Origin of the sequence: Streptomyces tatrensis (genome assembly GCF_049310065.1) — a bacterium.
Classification (GTDB): Bacteria; Actinomycetota; Actinomycetes; order Streptomycetales; family Streptomycetaceae; genus Streptomyces.
Window position 1 is genome coordinate 5,259,510 of sequence record NZ_JBMDLB010000011.1, and the last position, 21,484, is coordinate 5,280,993.

Here is a 21,484-nt window from a genome sequence, read left to right on the forward strand (position 1 = left end):
GCTGCGCAGGGTGAGAGGCAGGAGCCACAAGGTGGCTTCGTGGCCTTGCCCGCACTTGTGCCGTGGCAGTGCGGTGCGTTGCGCCTGGTTCCGAGCTGGCGTGCCACCCAGCCTCGCCTACCGCGCTGATGCGGTTCTGATACCCGGCTGACCGGGGTGGGGCAGTACGGGTCAGGCCGCTGCCGCTTCATCGGTCAGCCGGTGGTCCAGGGTCAGCAGGATGGAGTCGGCGTCGCGCGCGAGCGCCTCGTCGTCGGGGCATCCCATGATCCGCATGAGGTGCTCGACCATCGACTGTCGAAGCTGGTCGGTGCTGAGAGATGCGTAGGACACGGTCTTCCTTTCGTGGGCCGAATGCGGGGAAAAGTGCTTCTACGGATGGTCAGAAGGCGTTGCTGGCGCGGAAGATATGGGCGAAGCCGGCCAGCGAGGCCTGACTCTCGAAGGCGACGTACTCGGGGATGAGGACGTCGGCAGCCCACTTCTGCTTGTAGGCCAGCTGTGTCTGCGCGGGGTAGAGAGCGGCGCCCTCGGCCCACAGGAAGTGCATCAGCCACTGGAACGCCGGACTGTGACCGGGAACCTCGTGGCTCGCGTCCAGACCCGTGAAGGGCGTGAAGCCGAAGTGCAGCCACTCCACCCCCTCACCTCGGAACACCTCGAGCGCGTGGGCGTTGATCGCCTCCATCAGCCCGGGAGAACCCTCCGGGATGCGCCGGCTCAGGTCGTGCATCCAGCCGGCGCGCGAGCCGTACACGGGCGAGTAGGAGATGTACGCGACCGGTGCGTCGTCGATGGTCCCGACGAAGAGCCGGCGGTGCGCCTGCATCGTGCCGCCGATCTGGCCCACCAGGAATTCCAGGGGGCGGGTGCCTTCGCCCTTCGCCCCGAGCCACGCACGGTCGATCCCCGCCAGGCCGTCCTGCCAGTCCGACGCCTGGACCTCCTGGATCTTCAGGCCGTTGCGGTGCGCTCGGGAGACCTTGTTGCGCAACTGCATGAACCGGGTGCCCCGCAGGGTGAGGTCCGGTATGCGCACCGCCCAGGAAGCCCCGATCTGATTGACCGTGAAGCCCTGGCGGGCGTAGGCCTCGGCGTCGTCACGCTGGAGCTGTACGCCGACGAGGCTGAGGCCTTCGCCGTGGACGTACGCGCGGAAGCGCTCCAGGAGCGTGTCGTACGAGGCCGGCTCGACGAAGGGTCCGCCGAACTGAACGGCGTATCGGCCCGCTCGCCGGTAGGAGATCACCCCGTCGGCTTCGGGGACGCCGAACGTTTCGTTGCCCTCGTTCAGCGCGAGAAATGAACTGGGATTTTCGGACTGACTGTACTTCTGGACGGCCCGGAATACCGGGCTGTCCGATTCAATCACGGACACGTTCGTGCTCCCTCTCGGTGGGACTGGGCCGATGGAATTAGAGCATCGGACCGCTCGGCACCGAAAGGGGGTTCCCGTGGGATGTCGGAGGCACGTCAGCTCCGCGTCAGACCCGTATCAGAACCATCTGTCATTGTTGTTCTCAGGAACGGCCGGGTCGACACCGGTCGGATCTTGGAGAGGTGCCCGGAGTGGTTTATCGGGGGCCTGAGCTTCGGCTCGATGGTCGGGTCCTTTGGGCCCGCGCAGGTTCGAATCCTGCCCTCTCCGCGGAACCTGCCCGTTTGGTCGGGTGGTTTGGGAGAGGTGCCCGGAGTGGTTTATCGGGGGCCTGAGCTTCGGCTCGATGGTCGGGTCCTTTGGGCCCGCGCAGGTTCGAATCCTGCCCTCTCCGCGGAACCTGCCCGTTTGGTCGGGTGGTTTGGGAGAGGTGCCCGGAGTGGTTTATCGGGGGCCTGAGCTTCGGCTCAAAGGTCGGGTCCTTTGGATCCGCGCAGGTTCGAATCCTGCCCTCTCCGCACTTTGAATTCCAGGGAGGACCCCCGCTCTCTGGCCGTGTGATCCGCCCTGGCAGACCTGCTGAACAGGTCTGCCAGGGCGGATCATTTGCGTGGGTGCGCCGGCCGGGGCCGGGCCCGCTGGCCGATCGGCGGTGCTGACACGGGAAGCGTCCCCCCTTCGTGGCGGGCACGTTCGCCTCCGGGCTGCGGCCGGCGGCCTGGGACGGCACCGTGCTGGATGTGCCCGACACCCCGCGCACCGCCGCCGAGTTCGGCTTCACCCGCAAGGGCGGCGTCAACCAGAGCGGAAACCCGCAGATGCGGCTGATGGCACTGATCGACGCGGCCTTCGACTCCGTCTCCAAGTTCAGCGCACCGCAAGGTCACCTGGTACGCATCATCGAGTACGCCCTGACCATCCACCCGCGCCGGGGCCCGGGCGCCCAGCCCCGCCCACACCCATCCTGAACTGCTGTTATTTACGCGTCAGGAGCACTTTTCGCTTACCTGGTCACCTACCGACAGTCCGCTTCGTGAAAGCCCGAAGCTAGACGAAGGCTAGACGCGGATCTGCGCGAGTGCCCATGAACGCAGAGCCGCCGTGTGCCCGGGGATGTGCTCCTGGGCACGCATGCGGATCAGATCGCCCCACTTCAGGTCTGCGTCGAAGATCACGGCTCCTCCACGGTCGACGAGGCACGCTCGCACGGTCGCGTCCGCCGCCTCATCAGGACAGAGGTTCAGCAGGTCGACCAGCTCCATCGCGTACTGGCGAACCATCTCCGCCCGTTCCCCATGGGTCGTTGAACAGATGATCCGGCCGATCTCGGACTTCGACATGGCCTGGGCGTTGTCCAAGCGGGCCTCCTGACGGGCAAGGACAGCACGTCCCGCGCCGACCAGAGCCCGATCGCTTAATGAGATGTGGGCCAGTGTCCAATCGACTCGCGCGCGATCGGACTCGGCGAGAAGCGATTCGTCGGTTATGCACTCAGCCGCGGAGAGCAGTTCCTTGTAGGCGTGAAAGAGTTCTTTGGTTTCCATGGGAGCTCCGGTGAGAGGTGCGGGTGCCGCGAGTGCGCTTCTGGGGGGAGGGGGGAGGAGTGAGGGGGAGGGCGGTGACTCGCTGGGTTGCGGTGACTGCCGCGGTCATACCGAGGTGGCGTCCGAGGCGGCGCGGGGGGCATCGGACGCCGGCGCGGGGGCGACGGCTGCCGCGGCCCTGGCTGCGGCCGTCTTCTTGCGGCCGGGCAGGATCACGAGGGCCAGCAGGCCTCCGATGATGTGGCCGAGGGCAGCCGCGGTGAAGCCGATCTGCAATCCGTCCGTGAAGATGGGGGCCACCGCATCCCGCACGGGGCCCTGGGCCGCGGCGGGCAGCCCGGCGATGACGCTCAGATCGCCCGAGGACAGAACATCCACTGCCTCGCTGCGCGCGGCCGGATCCAGGTCCACGCCCTTCAGCGCGTCCGGGACCGCGTCGCGCAGGTGCTGGGTCAGCAGCGTGCCGGTCAGCGCGACGCCGAACACACTGCCGACCTGGCGGAACGTACTGGAAACACCTGTTGCGGCACCGGCCTGCTCCGGGCGGACCGAGGAAATCAGCGTGACGGTCGCCGGCGCTCCTACGAGGGAAACTCCCGCTCCGAGCAGCGCCATGGCCCACCAGTAGGAGCCGAATCCACTGCCGGGCTCCAACTGGGCGAGCTCGAAGAGGCTGACGGTGCTGGCCACCGATCCGATGAGGATCGGAAGCTTCGGGCCGAACTTGGCGGCGACCACACTGGCGATGTACGAGAACACCATGATCGACACGTTGAGGGCCAGGAACCGGGCGCCGGCCCCGGTGGTCGACAGGCCGTTGACTTCCTGGAGGTAGAAGGTCAGCAGGAAGATGCCGCCGAACAGGCCGTACAGGCCAAGGAAGTTGATCGCGGCCGCGACGGCGAAGACAGGGCTGCGGAACAGGTTCATCGGCAGCATCGGGTCCTCCCGGCGCAGCTCCCAGACAACGAACGCGACCAGGGCGACGACGGCGACACCGAAGGAACCGACGATGACCGAGTCGCTCCAGCCCCGGGCGCTGGCCTCGATCAGACCGTAGACGAGGCTGGCCATGGCCACGATGAACAGGACCTGCCCGAAGACGTCGGCACGACGGCGGGTCGGCGCCTTGCTCTCGGTCAGCTTGCCGGGGAGGACTGCCAAGGCGAGCAGTCCGAAGGGCAGGTTGACCCAGAAGATCGACTGCCAGCCGAACGCGTCCACCAGTACGCCGCCGAGCACCGGCCCCGTCGCCAGGGCGAGTCCTCCGATGCCGGCCCAGATACCGATCGCACGGGCCCGTGCGGCGGGCTCGGGATAAAGGGTGGACACGATGGCCAGCGAGACCGGGATCATGATGGACCCCGCAGCGCCCTGCAGTGCGCGGGCGACCAGCAGGAACTCGTAGTTCGGCGCCATCGCGCACAGCACGGACGTGACGAGGAACCCGACCAGACCGCCGAGGAAGATGCGCTTGCGTCCGAATATGTCGCCGAGCGTGCCCGCCGTGAGCAGGAGACAGGCGACGACGAGCGCGTAGGCGTTGATGACCCACTGGAGTTGGGTCATGTCCGCCGAAAGGTCGTGCTGGATCTCGGGCAGCGCCACGTTCACGATCGTGGAGTCGAGGTACGCCATGAAGACGCCGATGCAGATGATGGTCAGCAGGAGACCTTTGCCTCGAGTGACGTCCGGGATCGTACGTGTCATGCCGTCCTCACGCTCGTGCGGGGTGTGGAGTGGCGGCCCGCTGCTCGGTGCGCGGCAGCAAGGGGGGCCCAGGGGCCGGGACATGACGAACCATAACTGACCGACAGTCGGTCCGGCGACCGACTGGCGGTCAGTCATGTAGCCTCGAGGTCTACACCACAAGCAAGGAGCGCTGCAGAGATGGCTCAGCCCGCGACCCCGAAGAAGGGAAAGCGTGTCGTCAAGACCGCCGAGGCGCGGAGGGCCGACATCCTGAGAGCCGGCCGTGAGGTGTTCGGCACGACCGGTTTCGCCGACGCCACCATTGCGGACATCACGACGGCCGCGGGCATGGGCAAGGGCAGCTTCTACATGTACTTCCAGACCAAGGACCACGTCCTCGGCGCCCTCTGGGAGGAGTACGTCAACGCGTTCTATGACACCACTCAGGAGATCCTGGCGCAGGGGAACGCCTGGTGGCCCACCATGGACGAACTGTTGCAGAGGCTCCTCGAGCACGCCATCGAGAACGCGGAACTGCATCGGCTGGTCTACGGATCGGCCAACGCGAAGGCGCTGGAACTGTGCAAGGAGTCCAACGCCCGGGTAGTGGAGCTGATCTGCGAGTTCGTCAGGCGCGGCGCGGTCGCCGGGGCCTTCCGAAGCACCAACCCCGAACGAGCGTTCTGCATGGTCTACCACGCCGCCGACGGCTTGCTGGACGACCTGATCGCCGACGGGGCGCCCATCGACACCGCGTCCATCAGCCGTAGCGTGCTCGAAATGGCGCATCGGACACTCGGTGACCCGGACCTGGCATCGGCGGGCTACTGAGGGCTGGCCCGGGGCGATCGCGAAGTCGTCTGATCGTGGTTCGGTGCAGGTCAGTTGAGCCCGATGAGGGCCCCTAGCCGCTCGTAGGGGCGGACGTCACCACTCCGTCAGGGGCACGTCAGGGGCTTCCGGCACCCTGTGGAGGTCTGCCTCACAGGGAGCCTGGATGAGAACAAGAAAGCCCCGGCTGTGGTTCTACCTGCCCGCATTCGCCTTGGCCGGCGCATGGGGAATGGTCGGAAGCACACCCGCTGTCTCCGCCGAACCCGGATGTGCAATCCGCGAGAATTCGCCGCAGGGCGACTGGGGAGGGATGGCTTGGCCCATCGACCTCTACTGCACCAACACACCCGGAGACGTGACATCTCAGTCCTTCACCGGATCTCCTGTCACCGGGAGAATGACGAAAACCACGAGCTGGTTCGTCTGCTGGAAGATCGGGGCTCCGCACCCCGGTAAGAACAGCGTCTGGTATTACACCAAGGGCGACGTAGTCGTGAACAACCCGGGCCAGCAGGCCTGGGGTTATATGCCGGCGAATATGCTCGGCACCACCAAGGCGCCCTTCCCAGGGCTAAAGAAATGCACATGGGGATAGGGGCCCGTACACATGCGTGCAACCAGTGACAACAGTCGACCGCAGTACGTGTCCCGCCTCGGCCGCCTCGGTCGCGTCGGCCGTACCGCCCGCGGCCTCACCGTGGCGGCCCTCGCCCTCCCCATACTGACCAGCGGCCTGAACACGGGCACCGCTCACGCCGCCACCTGCGCGCTGGAGGAGAACGTTCTTCAGCAGGACAAGCTGGGCAACGTCTTCCGCACCGACGTCAAGTGCGAGAACCTCGCCGGAGACGTTTACGGGCGCGCGTCCTACGACAGCCCGCTCACCGGAAAGAAGACCTCCACGCTGAGCACCTTCGTGTGCTGGACGCGAGGTGAGGCGCATTCCGGCGGAAACACCGTCTGGTACTACACGAAGGGTGACACGGCGGTTGCGCCCTTCACTGCCTTCGAGGGCTGGGGGGCCATGGAGTCCAGCAAACTCCTGACCCCGTCCGGCGTCCCGCATCCCTTCCCGGGGCTTCCCCGCTGCCCGTGGTACTGACAGATCCGGAGAAGTTTCCATGCTGATGAGGAATGACACATTGCGGGGGCGCAGTCGAAGTTCCGTGCTCGCCCTCGGTCTGCTCGTGGCCCTTTCCGTCCTGGGGACAGGGCTGGGCATAGCCGCGACGGTCCCCGAGCCGGACTCCGGTGAGGCAGCCGCAGGCGCCAAGGTGTCGGCGCTGGCGAAGGCGAAATCCTCCGGAAAGCCGGAGGAGATCGTGGAGGGTCGGACCGAGACCTCCGAGGTGTACGCGAATCCGTCCGGCACGCTGACCGTGGAGACGCACCTGTCGCCGGTACGGGTACGTCAGAGCGGCAAGTGGGTCGCGATCGACACCGATCTGGTGGTCGGCAAGAACGGCGTGACGCCCAAGGCCGCGGCGGCGGGCATCGAGCTCTCCAATGGTGGCACGGGCCCGCTGGTCCGGCTCAACGACGACACGCACGTGCTGGAGTACAGCTGGCCGGGCAAGCTGCCCAAGCCGAAGCTGGCCGGCGCGGTGGCGACGTACCCCGAGGTGATGCCCGGAGTCGACCTTCAGGTCGAGGTCGATGCGAAGGGCTTCCAGCAGCTGCTGGTGGTCAAGGATGCCAAGGCCGCGAAGAACCCCGCGTTGAGGAAACTCACGTACGGCATCAAGGCGAACGGCCTGAAGGTGACCGCCGACGCGAAGCAGGGCCTGAAGGCGGCCACCGACGCGAAGCAGGGCCTGGAGCCGGCCGATGCCAAGGGCCGTGGGACGTTCTACGGGCCGGCACCCCTGATGTGGGACAGCGGTAAGGACGGGAAGAAGAAGCAGGCGGCCATGGAGACCACGGTCGCGGGCGAAAGCCTCACGGTCGTCCCCGACCAGAAGCTGCTGACCGGCACCGGTACCACCTACCCGGTCTACGTGGACCCGTCGTTCAGTACAGAACTACCCGGCGCATACGGGGTGCACGAGTCCTCGCCCACGTGGCACCACTGGGACACCGAACGTCTCTGGATGGGGAACTACAAGGGATCCGATGGCAAGTTCACGCGTACACGCTCGTTCTTCCAGGTGGACGTTCCTTACCTGGCCGGACGGCAGGTGCTGAACGCGTCGTTGACGCTCAAGGATCTCGCGGGGGCCACCGGGGACTGTTCCCTCGAACCTGTGGAACTGTGGGAGACGGGCCGCGCCGGTGCCACGACGACGTGGAACAACCAGCCGTTGTGGAAGACGAAGAACTCCTCCTACTCCTGCCCCAGGGGCACGATGACTCTGGGCGCGACGAGCGCGGCGCAGGCTGCCGCGCAGAGTGGTACGAGTCTTGTGGACCTGGGGATACGGACCTCCGCCACCGCCGAGAGTGCCAAGGTTGACAGCACCCGGCAATTCCTCTTGGCCTACGCGAAGTTCACCGTGGAGATCAAGAACAACGGCGAGTGCTTCCTGATCAAGGACGTGAGCTACACGGACCCCGACGGCAAGACGTTCGCCAAGGCGATGAACTGCGACAGCCTGGCGTCCGACGTGAAGGTCGAGCCGTACACCGCGGCGCAGACGACCGGGCAGCTGCTGGTGGGCCCGCACAGCTTCGTGTGCTGGCGCAGCGGTGACATGAACGGCGCGGGGAACCGCATCTGGTACTACGTCAAGGGCGATACCTCGTCGGGCTGGACCAACTGGCAGGGCTGGGGTTACGTACCGGCCGACAAGATCACCGGTGCGGGTGCGGAGCCCTACCCCGGGCTGCCGGCCTGCGGTGTCCATCCCGTCACACCCGGTATCACCCCGCCGCAGGACTTCAACTCCGACGGAGTGTCCGATGTCGTGGCCCTCCAGACGGACGGCAATCTCGCCCTCCACCCGGGCATCGGCAACGGCACCCTCGGGAGCAAGCGGATGCTGTGGACCGACGGCCGCGGCAGCGCGTACATCAGCATCTTCACCGGCGACTTCAACGGGGACGGGTTCGGTGACGTCGGGGGCTTTGACAGCAGCTTCCGTCTGTGGTGGTGGGCCGGAGACGGTAACAGCGGGGTCGGCACGACGGTTCAACCGCTGATGGACAACCGGTACAAGAGCCAGGCCGCCATCAACCCAGGCATCCACGAGCCGTGTCGGGTCGCCTTCGCCGCCGACTTCAACATCGACGGAAAGACGGACATCGCGGCTGCCTGCGGCCAGGGCTCGGAGCAGGGCAACTACGCCGACGACGCCATCTGGTGGTACCCCGGCGACGGGAACGGCGGGATCAACGCCACTCTGGGCGCGAGTCTCGGCTTCGAGTATCTCGGCGTAGGGCGCATGGAGACCGACTTCTCCCCGCTGGACGTGACCGGTGACGGCCGCATGGACATCGCGAGGCCCTCTGCGACGCTCTTGGAGCTGAACCCGGGCCCCCTCGCGCGCGACGTCAGCTACGCCTCGGGCGCCATGCAGGCCTGGCCGCCGAACGGCTTCGGCACGGTCACCAAGTCGTTCGCCGGTGACTTCAACGGCGACCGCTTCGGCGACATGGCCGGCGTCGACAGCAGTGGCCAGCTGTGGCAGTGGCCCGGCAAGGGCGACGGCACCTTCGGCACGCCGGCGAAGATGTCGACCGCCACCGACTGGGGGACCTACAAGGACCTCCTGTGATCCAGCGATGACACCAGGGCCGGGCATCCGTCGTGACGTGGATGCCCGGCCCCGCGTCGCGGGCGCCGCCCTCGTCCCGGGCGGCATGGTGGAGCAGGCGCGTGGTACCCGATGCCCCTTGCGGCGACAAGCGACAAGCGACGGTCCGCCCGGCAACGGCAGGGAACATTATGGGTGAATTGCCGGACCGCTCAACGTCGGAACCACACTGAAATATATAGGTCAAGGAGATAAAAGAACTTCAAGTACGAACACGCATGTGACAAGATCTGCAAGCGTCAAATGGTTGTGGTGCCACTTTACGCAACGGCAGCACTGTCGAAACCATCCGACGCAACGGGGGAAGCGTATGCATCGGTCATTTTCGGCCATCAGTGTGATGGGTGGCCTTGGCCAGTTTCACGCCTCCACGCTAGCTAGTCTCGAATTACGAGACCACGTCTGTATTCATTTCCACCGAATACATAGCAAGGGAGCAGAATGTGCTGAGTTTTTCGATTCTCGGGGCGTTAGAAGTGCACACCGGAACGGGTCAGGTTGAGATCCCCGGAGATCTGCAGCGCACGCTCGTTCAGGTCCTGCTGGTCAGCGAGGGCCAGGCCGTCTCCGGCGAAACGCTCATTGATGAGATGTGGGGCGAATCGGCCCCCACAAACCGGGAAAACGCACTCCAGGCACACATCAGCCGGCTGCGTCGCCGTCTGAGATCCATGGAGCCCGAGCGTTCCGCATCGCGTCTGACCATGCACCCGTCCGGCTACCGGCTGGCAGTCGACGAGGAGGAGCTCGACGCCGCTCAGTTCCTCCGGAAGGTCCGCCGTGCCGAGGCGGTCGTCTCCACCTGTCCGGCCGAGGCGGCCGGCCTGCTGCGCTCCGCGCTGTCCATGTGGCGCGGTCCCATGTTCGGAGGCCTGCCCGGCGGGTCGGTGTGCCGGCTCACCAGCGCCCTGTACGAAGAACACCACTTGCGGGCCAGAGAGTTGCTGTTCGACGCCGAGCTCAGGGCCGGGCACCACGCGAACATCCTCGCCGAGCTCTACGACGCGCACATCAGCAATTCCCTGCGCGAGCGGTTCTGCGAACAGCTCATGATCGCCCTGTACCGGTCCGGCCGTCAGGCCGACGCACTGGACACCTACCGGCGCATGTGGCAGCGACTTTCCGAGGAGATCGGCGTGCTGCCCTCTCCCTCGCTGCGCAGTGTGGAGCACGCGATCCTGTCCCACGATCCCTCTCTCACCCTGGTCAGCGGCGCCGCGCAGTTCCAGCCGGCGTGACGAGGCCCCTCGTGGTGACGCCGCCGTCCGTGCGCCCGTAGGCGCGTCAGCGCATACGCATTCGGGCCCATCCGCCGTTGTTGCCGGCGGATGGGCCCGATGCGTGGTCTCAGGCGGTACGCCCTGCGGGCAGGATCTTCTGGAACCCGGTGTAGGGGACGAGGGCGTCCGGCAGGACGACGCTGCCGTCGGGACGCGCGCCCTGTTCGAGGAGAGCTGCCACCGTGCGGCCTATCGGCAGGGCAGACCCGTTCAGCGTCGCGGCGGGAACGTTTCGTCCGGCACCGGAGCGGTGGCGGATGCCCGCACGGCGGGCCTGGAAGGCGCCGCAGTCCGAGACGGAGGAAATCTCCCGGAAGGCCCCGCTGCCGGGCAGCCACACCTCGAGGTCGTACGTCATCCGTGCGGAGAAGCCCATGTCGCCCGCGGGGAGCAGTACCACGCGGTAGGACAGCTCGAGCTTCTGCAGGCACTTCTCGACGTGTCCGACCATCAGGTCGAACTGGCTCGGGGCGTCCTCCAGTGCGCAGATGCGCACCAGTTCCACCTTTTCGAACTGGTGCAGCCGCAGCAGACCGCGGGTGTCGCGGCCGTAGGCGCCGGCCTCGGAGCGGAAGCACGGGGTGTGGGCGGTGAGGGCGAGCGGCAGCTCGGCGGAGGTGAGCACCTCGCCCGCGAAGAGATTCGTCAGGGGCACTTCGGCGGTGGGGATGAGGAAGAGCTCGCGGTCGCCGACCCGCGTGGCGAAGAGGTCTTCCTCGAACTTCGGAAGCTGACCGGTGCCCGTCATGGTCTCGCGGTTGACGAGGAAGGGGACGGAGTACTCGGTGTAGCCGTGCTCTTCGGTGTGCAGGTCGAGCAGGAAGGCGGCGAGTGCTCGTTCCAGGCGGGCCCCCGCCCCGCGGCTGACGTGGAACCGGGCGCCCGACAGACGAGTGGAGCGCGTGCTGTCGAAGAGTCCGAGTCGCTCGCCGATGTCGGCGTGGTGGGGCACGTCGCCCCGGGCGGGGACGACAGGGGGCCCGCCCCGGCGGATCTCCACGGCCTCCTTCTCGGACCGGCCGTCGGGTACGAGGTCCAGCGGAAGGTTGGGGATCGTCTGCAGCCACCGGCTCAGCTCGGCATTCGCCTCCCGCGCCTCCGTTTCGGCGTCCTGCACGCGTTCGCGCAGGGCGCGCGCAGCCGCGCGCTCCTCCTCGCTCGGAGCTCCGGTACGGGTGCCCGTCCCCGTGCGCGACGCGGCCTTCAGCTGTGCTCGCAGCCGGCTCACCTGCTCTTCGGCGGCCGTCCGCCTGCGGCCGGCGGCCTCCAGGGCATCGAGGTCGAGAGGGTGGCTGCGCCGTGCCAGTTGCCGTACGGCCTCGGGTCCGAGCGCGATGAGCTCGCGTACGTCGTGCACGGCAATCTCCTTGGTGTCCAGGGGTACGGGGAGGGGCAGCCGACCCGGCGTCGGGTCGGCTGCCCCGGATGGAATCGGCGGGTCAGGCGGAGGCGATGGCGAGAACGGCGTTCTGTCCGCCGAAGCCGCAGGAGTTGCTCAGCGCCAGTTCGATGGGCATCGCCGTCTCGGTCTCGGCGACCTTGATGTCCATGCGGGGGTCCAGCGTGGACAGGTTGGCGGTGGGCGGTACGAGCCCTTGCTCCACCGACAGGACGGTGAAGACGGCCTCCACGGCCCCCGCGGCTCCCAGGAGGTGCCCCGTCACGCCCTTGGTGGAGGTGACCAGCGGGTCGCCCGTCAGCGTCCGCTTCAGCATGGCGGCCTCGGCCAGGTCGTTCAGGGGCGTCGACGTGCCGTGCGCGTTGACGTGCTGCACGTCTCCCCGGCCGGCGCCCGCGTCGCGAAGGGCGGCGCGCACGGCCGACTCGATCCCGGCGCCCGTCGGATGGGGCGACGTCATGTGGTGGGCGTCGGCGGACGCCCCGTAGCCCACGACGCGCGCCCGGATCCGGGCACCGCGGGCACGGGCGTCCGCAAGCCTTTCGAGGACCAGGATGCCGGCGCCCTCACCGGCGACGAACCCGTCCCTGTCCGCGTCGAAGGGACGCGAGGCGGACGAGGGGTCGTCCTCGCGCCGGGACAGGGCGCCCATCTGCGCGAAGCCCGCCATCGCCAGTGGCGTGATCAGGGCCTCGCTGCCGCCGGTCAGGACCACGTCGCAGCGGTCGAGGGCCAGGAGGTCTCGTGCGACGCCCACCGCCGTCGTGCCGGACGCGCACGCCGTGGCCACCACGAGGTTGGGGCCGGTCGCCCCGAACTCGATGGCCGCTTGGCCGGCGAGCATGTTGGGCAGCTGCATGGGCAGCAGGAGGGGGGAGACCCGGCCGGCGCCCTGCTCGAGGAGCACCCGGTGCTGGGCTTCCACCGTGGTGGGGCCCCCGTCACCGTTGCCCAGCACCACCCCGACCCGGGCGCCGTCCCAGGTCTTCGGATCCAGCCCCGCGTCGGCCAGCGCCTCGCGGGCGGCGACCAGGGCGAACTGTACGAACGGGTCCAGGCGCAGGGCGCGCCGGGCTCCCAGCAGGGCATCGGCATCGAACCCGGGAACGCGGCACGAGATCTTGACCGGGTTCGACTCCAGCACGGGGTCGAAGGCGGCTGTGGAGCGCCCTGAGCGGACCGTCGCCCAGCTCGGCCCGACCCCGATGCCGGCGGGGGTGACGAGGCCGAGACCAGTGACGGCGACATCGATGCCTGCCATCAGATCTTCGCGCCCCGCTGCTCCATGAGCGCCACCATGTCGCCGACGGTGGGCGCTTCCAGCAGCTCGTCGTCGCTGATGGTGAGGCCCAGCTCGGATTCGAGCATGAGGGACAGCTCCACGACGGCCAGGGAGTCGAGTTCGATCTCCTCCCGGGTGGCTTCGGGCGTGATGAGCTCGGGCGAGACCTTCAGCTTGTCGACGAGGAGGCTCTTGAACTGCTCGAACATGGTTCTTCCTTCGGTCGTGCGCAGGCTTGCGCGTGGATTTCGTTGCGTCGTACGGGGCCGCGGTCCGGCGGCGGTCTTCTCAAAAGGGGGGCCTCAGAACGCGGTGAGTTCAGGCCAGTGCAGGGCTGTCGCGCCCCAGGCCAGGCCGCCGCCGAACGCGGTGAGCAGGACCTTGTGCCCGGCGGCCAGACGGCCGTCCTGTGCCGCCTGGGACAGCAGCAGCGGGATCGAGGCGCCGCCGGTGTTGCCCACGTGCTCGATGTTGGACAGTTGCCGCTCGACCGGGACCTCCAGGCGGTCCGAGACCGCGGTGAGGATGCGGGCGTTCGCCTGGTGCGCGGCGAACCGGTCGATGTCGGCCATGGTCCATCCGCGGCGCTGAACCGCCTCCAGGGAGGCCGCGGTCATCCGTTCGACCGCGTGGCGGTAGGTGTCGCGTCCCCGCATCTGGAAGTAGTGGTCCTCCAGGGAGGCGCTCCGGTCCGAGGAGCGTTGCCGCGAGCCGCCGGCCGGCACTTGGATGAGGTCGCCGAGACTGCCGTCGCTGCCCAGGACCAGGGGCCCTATCGCGCCGGGTTCGTCCGGGCGTCCGGCGCGCAGTACGACGGCGCCCGCCCCGTCGGCGAAGATCACGGCGGTGGTGCGGTCGTCGGGGTTGATGATGGTGGTGAAGGCATCGGCGGCCACCAGCAGCACCCGGTCCGCGATGCCCGCCGCGATCAGCCCGGAGGCGGAGGCCAGGCCGTAGAGGAAGCCGGTGCACACGGCCGCCACGTCGAAGGCCGGCACGCCGGTCAGACCGAGGCGGGCGGCCACGGCCGGTGCGGTGGCGGGGCAGGAGTGGTCCGGTGTCGTGGTGGCGAGCACCACCGCGTCGACGTCGGCGCTGCCCGCGGACTTCAGGGCCCGCTGCCCGGCCTCGAAGGCCAGGTCGGAGGTCGCGGTGCCGGCGGAGACCACGTGGCGCGTGGCGATTCCGGTGCGGCTGCGGATCCATTCGTCCGTGGTGTCGAGCCGCCGGGTCAGGTCCTGGTTGGTCACCACGTCCGGCGGCACGTACGACCCGATGCCGGCGATGACCGCCGTGCGCCCCGCGGGTGCCCACCGGGCGGCGGTGGTCATCCCGTGCTCCCCTGGCCGCCGGCCAGGACGTCGAGGGGCAGGCCCATGTAGGCCATGCGGGCCTCGGCCATCTCGTCGGTCCACTGCTCGGCCATGGCGTAACGCTGCTCGGGGGTGGTGTCCAGCATGCGCACGCCGGGCCACAGTTCGTAGTCGCCGATCAGGTCGGCGTGCTCCCGCATGCCCTTCTGGAACAGTTCCTCGCGGGGCAGGACGTACTCGCGGTCCGGGAGTTCGTCCCAGAGCCGGACGCCCGCCCGCAGGATCTCCAGCAGCCTCGGCTCGTACTCGGGGTGTTTGACGACGTGGTCGCGCAGGATCGTGCTGGCCACGGTCAGGTGCCGGATCTCGTCGATGGCGGTGCCGCGGGAGATCTCTCCGGTGGCGGGCGACAGCGGCGTCCACTTGCGCTCGCTCAGCTCGGCCGCGGGGGCGAGTACGCCTTCGATGACGATGGCGAACACGGCGACCCCGCCGATGAAGTCGGACTGCCCGGTCACGATCTCGTCGGTGAACTCCTTCACCGGCTCCAGGACGCGGCGCCGGTAGTCGGCGGCCATCTCGTCCACGTCCCGCAGCAGGCTGCCGGCGGGGTGGCCGAGTTCGACGAGGTGGTTGCGGAACACCCGGGCGTGACGGGCCTCATCGATGAGCTGGGTCGCGTAGAACTCCATCTCCGGTATGCCCGGGGCGATGGTGACGTAGCGGCCGAGGATGCGGGTGGCCATCTCCTCGGACAGGGCGCGGAAGCCGAACTCCAAGGTGAGGGCTTCCCTCAGCGGGCCGGGCTCCTTGAGGAATTCGGGAACGACGGCGTCGGCGTGGTGTCCGGTGTCGCCGCGGTCCCGCAGGGTCCCCTGGGCCACGGAGGTGAACCAGTAGGAGAGGTCGCACTCCTCGGGCCCGAGGGTGAGTTCCTTCGCTCCGTCGAGCAGACCGGGTGCCTTGTCCCAGTCGGCTTCGGGCGCCACGGAGTCGGTCATGCCGTGGTCTCCTTCCTGGTGTGACTGCCCGGCCCGGGGTCCCGGACAGGGGTGGGCGGGCCGCTGAACAGCCCGCCGGCGTAACTGAGGAGGGGGGTGCCCTCACAGACGGCGGCGTGCGTCACGTGGCCGATCAGTACCTCGTGGTCGCCCAGCGCGCTCGATCCGTAGAGCCGGCAGGTGTAGTGGGCCAGCGCGCCTTCGAGGAGGGGCGCCTGGGCGTACGGGTCGGGCTCCCATCCCAGTCCCGCGAACTGCTCCGCCCCGCCGGGGCGCGAGCTGTCGGCGAAGTACCGGGCCAGATCGGCCTGCGCCCCGGTGAGGACGTTGACCGCGTAGCGGCCCGCCGCCGCGGCCAGTTCGGCGAACTGCGACCCACTCCTGAGACAGGTGCCGAGCAGGAGCGGCTCCCGGGACACGGTGGTCACCGTGCTCACGGTGGTCCCGTGCAGGACGCCTCCGTGGCTGACGGTCAGCACCGCCACCGGGGCGGTGAGGTGGTACAGGGCCCGGCGCCGACGCAGGCGTCCGTCGGGACTGCGGTGCCCGGCCGACAGCCCGGTGCGCGGGCGGAGCGCGGTGCTCATCGCGTCGCCTCCTGACGGACGGGCTCGCTTCGGACGGAGGTCCGCGCGGCGGGGACGTGCCCGACGGGCGCGGGGTCCGAGACGTGGCCCACGGGCTTGGGGTGCTTGATGCCGAGGTCGTCCAGGAGGCTCAGGTAGCCGGGCTGGCGCACGGGCTCGAAGGGCAGGGCGAAGGACTTCATGAAGTTGCCGAAGAGGCCCCGGTCACCGAAGAGGTGGAAGGGAATCACCAGCAGCGCCCACTCCGGCCCGATCAGCCAGCACCACAGGGCCACGACCGCGGCCTGGGTGATGAGGCTGTGCATCACGTTGTAGAGCACGTAGTACGTCTTGGATATCGGGCGGCCGCCGCTCCGCCGGAAGGCGATGGCGCCGGGGAGGTACCCGATCAGATCGATGTAGAAGAACAGCACGACGGCCGGCACCCATCGGATGTCGCCCAGGTGGGCGATCATCAGACCGGTGGTGACGGCCAGGCCGACGAGGTACTCGGCCCGGTGGAGCGAGTAGGTGCGCGGGGTCTCGAACGGATTGGCCTGATCCACGGTTCAGCTCCTGTCGGGACGGCGGGTCACGCCGCGACGTTCTCTGGGCGGGCGTCGCTGAGGTTGGCGTCGCCGAGCAGCTTGGAGCCGGGGAACAGGCCGGTCACGGCCCAGGCCACGCTCTCCTTGATGACGCGCTCGGCGATGGGGTCGAGGATCCCCTCGAGGCTGGGGATGCCGAAGTCGAAGTCGGCCTCGAAGTCGACGGTGACGTCCGCACCGTCCTGGCGCAGCGTCCACAGGCCGACGAAGCTGTCGAAGTCGCCGTCGGTCTGCTCGAAGCGGGCGGTCAGGTCCTGGACGGAGAACTCGTCCTTCTCGGTCCAGCGCAGCAGACCGCTGCGGAAGTGCAGTTCCCAGCTCGAACTGCACTCGGCGGCCGGCAGCGTGCTGTGCACGGTGGTGGCGTGCACGTGGGGTGCCAGGTCGGGGTACTTCTCCCACTTGATGACCGAGTCGAAGACGGTCCGGGCGTCCTGGGAGGGAACCAGAACCTTGAGCTCTACGTGTCGCACGGTCAGTTACCGCCTTCCGGCATCGTGGCCGCGCCCCGTATGAGGTCACGGGTGGCCTTGTCGAAGGAATCGAGGAGAAACTGCACTTCGGTGTCGGTCAGGGTGGCCGGCGGCGTGAAGCGCACCACCGCACTGCCGTTCATCGAGTGGTTGGCGACGATGCCGTGGTTGAACAGCTCGATCAGCAGCTCGCCGGCGAGCCCGGCCTCGACCAGCTCGACGCCGATCAGCAGGCCGCGGCCGCGTACCTCCACCAGTTGGTCGGGGATGTTGCGGCGGGCGATCTCGGTGAGCTTGGGCAGCAGGGCGCCGCCGAGGTCGACGGCCTTGGTGACGAGCCGCTCTTCCTTGATCGTCTCGATGGACGCCTGGACGGCGGCCATGAGCAGCGGCTGTCCCGAGAACGTCGCGGTGTGGAGGAAGGGGTCCTTGTCGAAGGGACGGAACGCCTTGCGGGTGGCGATCGCGGCGGAGACCGGCAGTACACCGCCGCCCAGGGCCTTGCCCGTCAGTATGACGTCGGGGACGACGCCTTCGATGTCCGCGCCCCACCACTCGCCGAGCCGGCCGAGGCCGGACTGGATCTCATCGAGGATGAGGAAGCCCTCGTACTCGCGGACCAGTTCCTCGACGCGCTTGAGGTAGCCCTTCGGCGGGATGATCACGCCGCCCTCGCCCTGGACGGGTTCGAGGATGACGCAGACCTCGCCGGGATGGGCCGCGAGCTCGGCCTCCAGCGCGTCCGCGTCGCCGAACGGCAGGTGCAGGAAGTCGGGTATGAGCGGCCGGAAGGGCTGCTGGTAGACCTCCTTGGCGGTGGCGGACAGTGCGCCGAGGGTCTTGCCGTGGTAGCCGCCGCGCATGGAGACGGTCCGCTTGAAGCCGTTGGCGCGGGCGAGCTTGAGACCGGTTTCCACGGCCTCGGAGCCCGACAGGGCGAAGTGCACGCGGTCCAGGCCCTCGGGCATGACCGACACGAGTGCCTCGGCGGCGCGGGCGGCGGTCGGCTCGAGGAGGATGCGGGTCGCGGCGGGGTGGGTGTGCAGCTGGCGCTGAACGGCCTCCACGACCCGGGGGTGGCGGGCGCCCATGATGAAGACCCCGTAGCCGCCCGCGTTGAGGAAGCGCTCGCCGTCGCTGGTGGTCAGCCAGGCTCCCTCGGATTCCACCTCCATGTGGCTGCCGAAGAGCTCGGCGAGCGTCGCCCGGCCCTTGCTGAGGTGTGCCCGGTAGAGCCGGAGGATCTCTGCCTCCGTGTTCGGCGCCACGGCGCCGGGCCGGGCTTCCTGGATCACGGTCACGAGTTGTCACTCCCAAGTGGTGCAGGGCTGGGGCAGGAATCGCGGGGGCCGGCGGCAGCCGGGGCGAGGACGCGGCGGCGCGCCTCAGGCCAGCTCAAGGGCCCCGCCCGCGAAGTAGTTGAGGAGCGGTTCGGCCGCGGCGGGCCTGGCCGGCGGGTGGAAGGCCAGGGGACGCACCGAAGCGGCGAGGGTGGCGTTCGGGGATCCCTTGATGAAGTCCATGCCGCCGAGGAGCTCCAGCGCCCGGTTGGCGTTGGCAATCAGGGCGTCCTGGACGGTGTAGCGGGCGATCAGGGCGCCGGCCACCGCCTCTTCGCCTTCGACTCCGCCCTGCACGGCGCGCGCGGCGCCTTCGAGCAGGGCGACGGCTGCCTCGTGACTGATCGCGAGGGCCGCGCGTTCGGTGGGGTTGCCCCGCTCGTGCGTGACCACCTCTTCGACGAGGGCGGCGGTGGCTCCCGTGTATCCGGCGGAGATGAGCAGGACGAACCAGATGAACCCGGCCGTCTGCAGGTCGTCCAGCCTGGTCGGGTCGTCGGCGGAGGTCCGTACCACCAGCTCGTCCGGTACGAACACGTCTTCCAGGCGGACCTCGTCGCTCTCGGCCCCGGCCAGCAGGTCGGTGCCCCAGAAGGGGTGCACGCTCAGGCCGGGCGAGTCCGCCGGCACGATGGCGAGAGCGAGCTCGGGGGCTCCGTCGGCGCCGGGCACGGAGATGCTGGCCGTCAGCAGGTCCATCGAGGACGAGAGGCTGCAGGGCTTCTTGGAGCCCTGCAGACGGTATCCGCCCTCGACGGGCACCGCGGCCACGGTCGGGGCGAGGATGTTCTGCTGGGTGCGGCCCTCGGCCCAGCCGGAGGCCATGAGCTTCTGCTCGGGCACGATCCGGTGCAGGAGGTCCACCTGAGCGGGCGTCAGCCTGTCCGGCTGGTCGGCCAGTGCGTAGAGCATGGCGGCGGTGAAGTGGTGCATGGTCGTGGCGGCGGCCAGCGACGGTGCCACCGCGCCCAGGGCTTCCTGTACTTGGACGGCCTCGAGGGGGGACGCCCCGTTGCCGCCGAACTCGGCGGGGATGAGCAGTCCGACGCCGCCGTGGGCGCGGAAGAGGTCGATGGCGGTGCTGCCGGGCTTCTCCCGTTCGTCGAAGGGGATCTCCTCCAGGGCTTTGAGGAGCCCGGGGTGGTATTGCTCGCAGACGGTGCGGGCTCGGTCGAGGGAGCGCACGGTTACCTCCGGTGGGAGAGAGAGTTTCGGGGGCGGGGCGCTCAGGCGCCGAAGACCGCCTCGTAGGGGCTGACGCCGCGGGCGATGCTCACGCCCTGCAGGTGGGAGGTCTTGAGCATCGGGTAGTTGGCCTCGCCGAAGGCTCCGCCGGTCAGGCCGGTACCGCCGTGCGTGGGCAGGTAGGGGACGCACCCCATGTGGGAGTCGTTGATCTTCAGGACGCCGCCGTTGGTGACCTGGCGTACGAAGGTGTCGATGACGTCCTCGGACCGGGCCCACAGCGAGTTGCGCAGTCCGTAGGGGTTGGAATTGGTGAAGTCGACGAACCGGGCGAGGAGTTCCTGGTCGGCGGCGGGTTCGGCGACGATGACGGGAATCAGTGGGAAGAACGTTTCCTCGCGGACGATGTCGAACTCGCGGGCGCGTGCCAGGCCGTCGACCCGTACGACCGTGGGCTGCAGGAACACACCGGTGTCCGAGGGGGTGCCGTCGACCTCCATGCGGCGCCCGCCGGTGACGAGCTCCCCGCCCTGGTCCAGGGCCTGGTTGAGGAGGCGGAAGAACCGCTCGCTGCGCCGAACCGGCGAGAGCAGGACGTCCTCCTCTTCCGGATAGCCGGGACGTATCCGCTTGACCTGCTCCTTGAGCTCGGCCAGCAGCTCGTCGGCGACGGCGGGGTGCACCAGCACGCCGTTGGGGACCATGCAGATCTGGCCCGAGCCGTAGAAGGCCTCGGTGATGGCCTCGACGGCCTTCGGGATGTCGGCGTCGGACCAGACGACGACGCTGTCGTTGCCGGCCAGCTCGAGGATGGCCTTCTTGCCCTTCGCGACGCACTGCTGCTCGAAGCGCAGGCCCTCCTGGCTGCCCCCGATGTAGAAGATGTCGTCGATCAGGGGGCTGTCGATCCAGCGGTCCAGCGTCTGCTTGGGGTTGGAGCACAGGGCGTTGAGCGTGCCGGGCGGGGCGTCCAGCTCCTCGAGGATCGGGGCGACCACGTCCCGCATCAGCCACATGGTGCTGAGGGCGATGCTGCGCGGGGCGCGCATGACGACGGCGTTGCCGGACATGAGGCACAGCACTCCGAGAGCCGCGCTGGGGAGCGGGGCGTTCTGCGGGGGGTTGAAGGCGACGACACCGTCGGGCTGGCGGCGCACGATCAGCCGGCGGTCCCCGTGCTGGAACTCCTTGTGCATCTGCTCCTGGTACCAGCCGAGGCTTTCCTCGCTGAATATCTGGAGCAGGGAGCTGTGCTCCCAGCGGGCGAGCTTGGCGGGGTGGGCCTCCGCGATCAGCATCTCGATGAACTCGTCCCGGCGTCGTTCGAGCTCCTCGCGGAAGCGGTGGCCCAGACGCATGCGGCGTTCCAGCGGGAAGGCGGCCCAGCCGGGTGCGGCGGCCGCGGCGGCCTCGCTCGCCAGGTCGATGGCGTCGTCGCCGGCGATCGCGCAGCGTCCCACGACGTAGGGGTGCTGGGCCGCGTCCGATTCGGCGTCCTGCTCCAGGGTCCGCTTGAGCGTCACGCTGGTGAACACGTCCTCCAGGAGGGATCTGCCGCTCACCGTGTAGACCCATCCGTCGCCTTCGATGTCCTTGCCGGCGACGTAGAGCTTGTAGCTGCGCAGGGGTGCCTGGCGTTCTTCTGCCGCGCGGCCAGAAGAGGCAGAACGTACGGAGGATGTCTCCTCTGTTGTTCCGTCCGAGAGCATGGTTGGCCTTTCCGGATGAGTCCCAGTGCTGTCCGGCACGCGAGAACGGGGCGCCGAGGTTCGATCGTCGCAGTTGGCTCTGACCCGGTTCTGACACCGAGCTGATGCTGGCGCCGCGCATTGACCGA

The 21,484-nt window shown here is 68.6% G+C and carries 21 protein-coding genes and 3 tRNA genes; 9 read left to right on the forward strand and 15 right to left on the reverse strand.

Going from position 1 to position 21,484, the window contains the following annotated elements:
* Positions 1-171: 171 nt before the first annotated feature.
* Positions 172-333, reverse strand: coding sequence for a hypothetical protein (locus tag ACODT5_RS39945; RefSeq protein WP_422523897.1), 162 nt, complete (start codon positions 331-333; stop codon positions 172-174).
* A gap of 49 nt (positions 334-382) precedes the next feature.
* Entirely contained in the window at positions 383-1,378 is a 996-nt protein-coding gene (locus ACODT5_RS39950; RefSeq protein ID WP_422523898.1) for a DUF2156 domain-containing protein, read from the reverse strand.
* Positions 1,379-1,554: 176 nt separating this feature from the next.
* Between ACODT5_RS39950 and ACODT5_RS39955 the strand changes: the two genes are divergently transcribed.
* From ACODT5_RS39955 to ACODT5_RS39970, 4 genes are all read left to right on the forward strand, one after another.
* Positions 1,555-1,648, forward strand: a tRNA-OTHER gene (locus ACODT5_RS39955).
* 30 nt (positions 1,649-1,678) lie between these two features.
* A tRNA-OTHER gene (locus ACODT5_RS39960) sits at positions 1,679-1,772 on the forward strand.
* A 30-nt stretch (positions 1,773-1,802) separates the two neighbouring features.
* Positions 1,803-1,896: transfer RNA gene (locus tag ACODT5_RS39965), tRNA-OTHER, on the forward strand.
* Positions 1,897-2,058: 162 nt separating this feature from the next.
* On the forward strand, positions 2,059-2,346 hold the full coding sequence (locus tag ACODT5_RS39970; protein ID WP_422523899.1) for a hypothetical protein: 288 nt from the start codon (positions 2,059-2,061) through the stop codon (positions 2,344-2,346).
* A 90-nt stretch (positions 2,347-2,436) separates the two neighbouring features.
* Here the strand turns inward: ACODT5_RS39970 and ACODT5_RS39975 are convergent, their stop codons facing one another.
* Positions 2,437-2,922, reverse strand: a complete 486-nt coding sequence (locus ACODT5_RS39975) for a hypothetical protein (RefSeq protein ID WP_422523900.1) — start codon at positions 2,920-2,922, stop codon at positions 2,437-2,439.
* Between the two features lie 105 nt (positions 2,923-3,027).
* On the reverse strand, positions 3,028-4,632 hold the full coding sequence (locus ACODT5_RS39980) for an MFS transporter (RefSeq protein ID WP_422523901.1): 1,605 nt from the start codon (positions 4,630-4,632) through the stop codon (positions 3,028-3,030).
* Positions 4,633-4,812: 180 nt separating this feature from the next.
* Here ACODT5_RS39980 and ACODT5_RS39985 point away from each other — a divergent pair, with 180 nt between their 5' ends.
* The 5 genes from ACODT5_RS39985 (at position 4,813) to ACODT5_RS40005 (ending at position 10,438) form a co-directional block, all read left to right on the forward strand.
* On the forward strand, positions 4,813-5,445 hold the full coding sequence (locus ACODT5_RS39985; RefSeq protein WP_422523902.1) for a TetR/AcrR family transcriptional regulator: 633 nt from the start codon (positions 4,813-4,815) through the stop codon (positions 5,443-5,445).
* A gap of 166 nt (positions 5,446-5,611) precedes the next feature.
* On the forward strand, positions 5,612-6,043 hold the full coding sequence (locus tag ACODT5_RS39990; protein ID WP_422523903.1) for a hypothetical protein: 432 nt from the start codon (positions 5,612-5,614) through the stop codon (positions 6,041-6,043).
* 12 nt (positions 6,044-6,055) lie between these two features.
* On the forward strand, positions 6,056-6,550 hold the full coding sequence (locus ACODT5_RS39995; RefSeq protein ID WP_422523904.1) for a hypothetical protein: 495 nt from the start codon (positions 6,056-6,058) through the stop codon (positions 6,548-6,550).
* A gap of 19 nt (positions 6,551-6,569) precedes the next feature.
* Positions 6,570-9,161, forward strand: a complete 2,592-nt coding sequence (locus ACODT5_RS40000; protein ID WP_422523905.1) for an FG-GAP-like repeat-containing protein — start codon at positions 6,570-6,572, stop codon at positions 9,159-9,161.
* A 515-nt stretch (positions 9,162-9,676) separates the two neighbouring features.
* Positions 9,677-10,438, forward strand: coding sequence for an AfsR/SARP family transcriptional regulator (locus ACODT5_RS40005; RefSeq protein WP_422523906.1), 762 nt, complete (start codon positions 9,677-9,679; stop codon positions 10,436-10,438).
* Positions 10,439-10,547: 109 nt separating this feature from the next.
* Here ACODT5_RS40005 and serS read toward each other — a convergent pair whose 3' ends face one another.
* The 11 genes from serS to ACODT5_RS40060 form a co-directional block, all read right to left on the reverse strand.
* Entirely contained in the window at positions 10,548-11,837 is a 1,290-nt protein-coding gene (serS, locus tag ACODT5_RS40010; protein ID WP_422523907.1) for a serine--tRNA ligase, read from the reverse strand.
* An 82-nt stretch (positions 11,838-11,919) separates the two neighbouring features.
* Complete coding sequence (locus ACODT5_RS40015) at positions 11,920-13,140, reverse strand: beta-ketoacyl-[acyl-carrier-protein] synthase family protein (RefSeq protein ID WP_422523908.1); 1,221 nt, start codon at positions 13,138-13,140, stop codon at positions 11,920-11,922.
* Positions 13,140-13,370, reverse strand: coding sequence for an acyl carrier protein (locus ACODT5_RS40020; protein WP_385337250.1), 231 nt, complete (start codon positions 13,368-13,370; stop codon positions 13,140-13,142). Before ACODT5_RS40020 ends, ACODT5_RS40015 begins: the two co-directional genes overlap by 1 nt.
* 93 nt (positions 13,371-13,463) lie before the next feature.
* Positions 13,464-14,492, reverse strand: coding sequence for a beta-ketoacyl-ACP synthase III (locus tag ACODT5_RS40025; RefSeq protein WP_422523909.1), 1,029 nt, complete (start codon positions 14,490-14,492; stop codon positions 13,464-13,466).
* The gene (locus ACODT5_RS40030; RefSeq protein ID WP_422523910.1) at positions 14,489-15,475 is read right to left on the reverse strand and encodes a ferritin family protein; all 987 of its coding nucleotides are present in this window, start codon (positions 15,473-15,475) and stop codon (positions 14,489-14,491) included. The genes ACODT5_RS40025 and ACODT5_RS40030 overlap by 4 nt, the downstream gene beginning before the upstream one ends.
* Complete coding sequence (locus ACODT5_RS40035; protein ID WP_422523911.1) at positions 15,472-16,062, reverse strand: flavin reductase family protein; 591 nt, start codon at positions 16,060-16,062, stop codon at positions 15,472-15,474. Before ACODT5_RS40035 ends, ACODT5_RS40030 begins: the two co-directional genes overlap by 4 nt.
* Positions 16,059-16,607: a hypothetical protein gene (locus tag ACODT5_RS40040; protein WP_422523912.1), complete on the reverse strand. Its 549-nt coding sequence runs from the start codon at positions 16,605-16,607 to the stop codon at positions 16,059-16,061. The genes ACODT5_RS40035 and ACODT5_RS40040 overlap by 4 nt, the downstream gene beginning before the upstream one ends.
* Before the next feature lie 26 nt (positions 16,608-16,633).
* Positions 16,634-17,122, reverse strand: coding sequence for a type II toxin-antitoxin system RatA family toxin (locus tag ACODT5_RS40045; protein WP_422523913.1), 489 nt, complete (start codon positions 17,120-17,122; stop codon positions 16,634-16,636).
* A gap of 2 nt (positions 17,123-17,124) precedes the next feature.
* On the reverse strand, positions 17,125-18,423 hold the full coding sequence (locus ACODT5_RS40050) for an aspartate aminotransferase family protein (RefSeq protein WP_422523914.1): 1,299 nt from the start codon (positions 18,421-18,423) through the stop codon (positions 17,125-17,127).
* Between the two features lie 84 nt (positions 18,424-18,507).
* Positions 18,508-19,647 carry an acyl-CoA dehydrogenase family protein gene (locus tag ACODT5_RS40055; protein ID WP_422523915.1) on the reverse strand — a complete coding sequence of 380 codons (1,140 nt, stop codon included), beginning with the start codon at positions 19,645-19,647 and terminating at the stop codon, positions 18,508-18,510.
* Positions 19,648-19,688: 41 nt separating this feature from the next.
* On the reverse strand, positions 19,689-21,356 hold the full coding sequence (locus ACODT5_RS40060) for an aldehyde dehydrogenase family protein (RefSeq protein ID WP_422523916.1): 1,668 nt from the start codon (positions 21,354-21,356) through the stop codon (positions 19,689-19,691).
* Positions 21,357-21,484 lie beyond the last annotated feature (128 nt).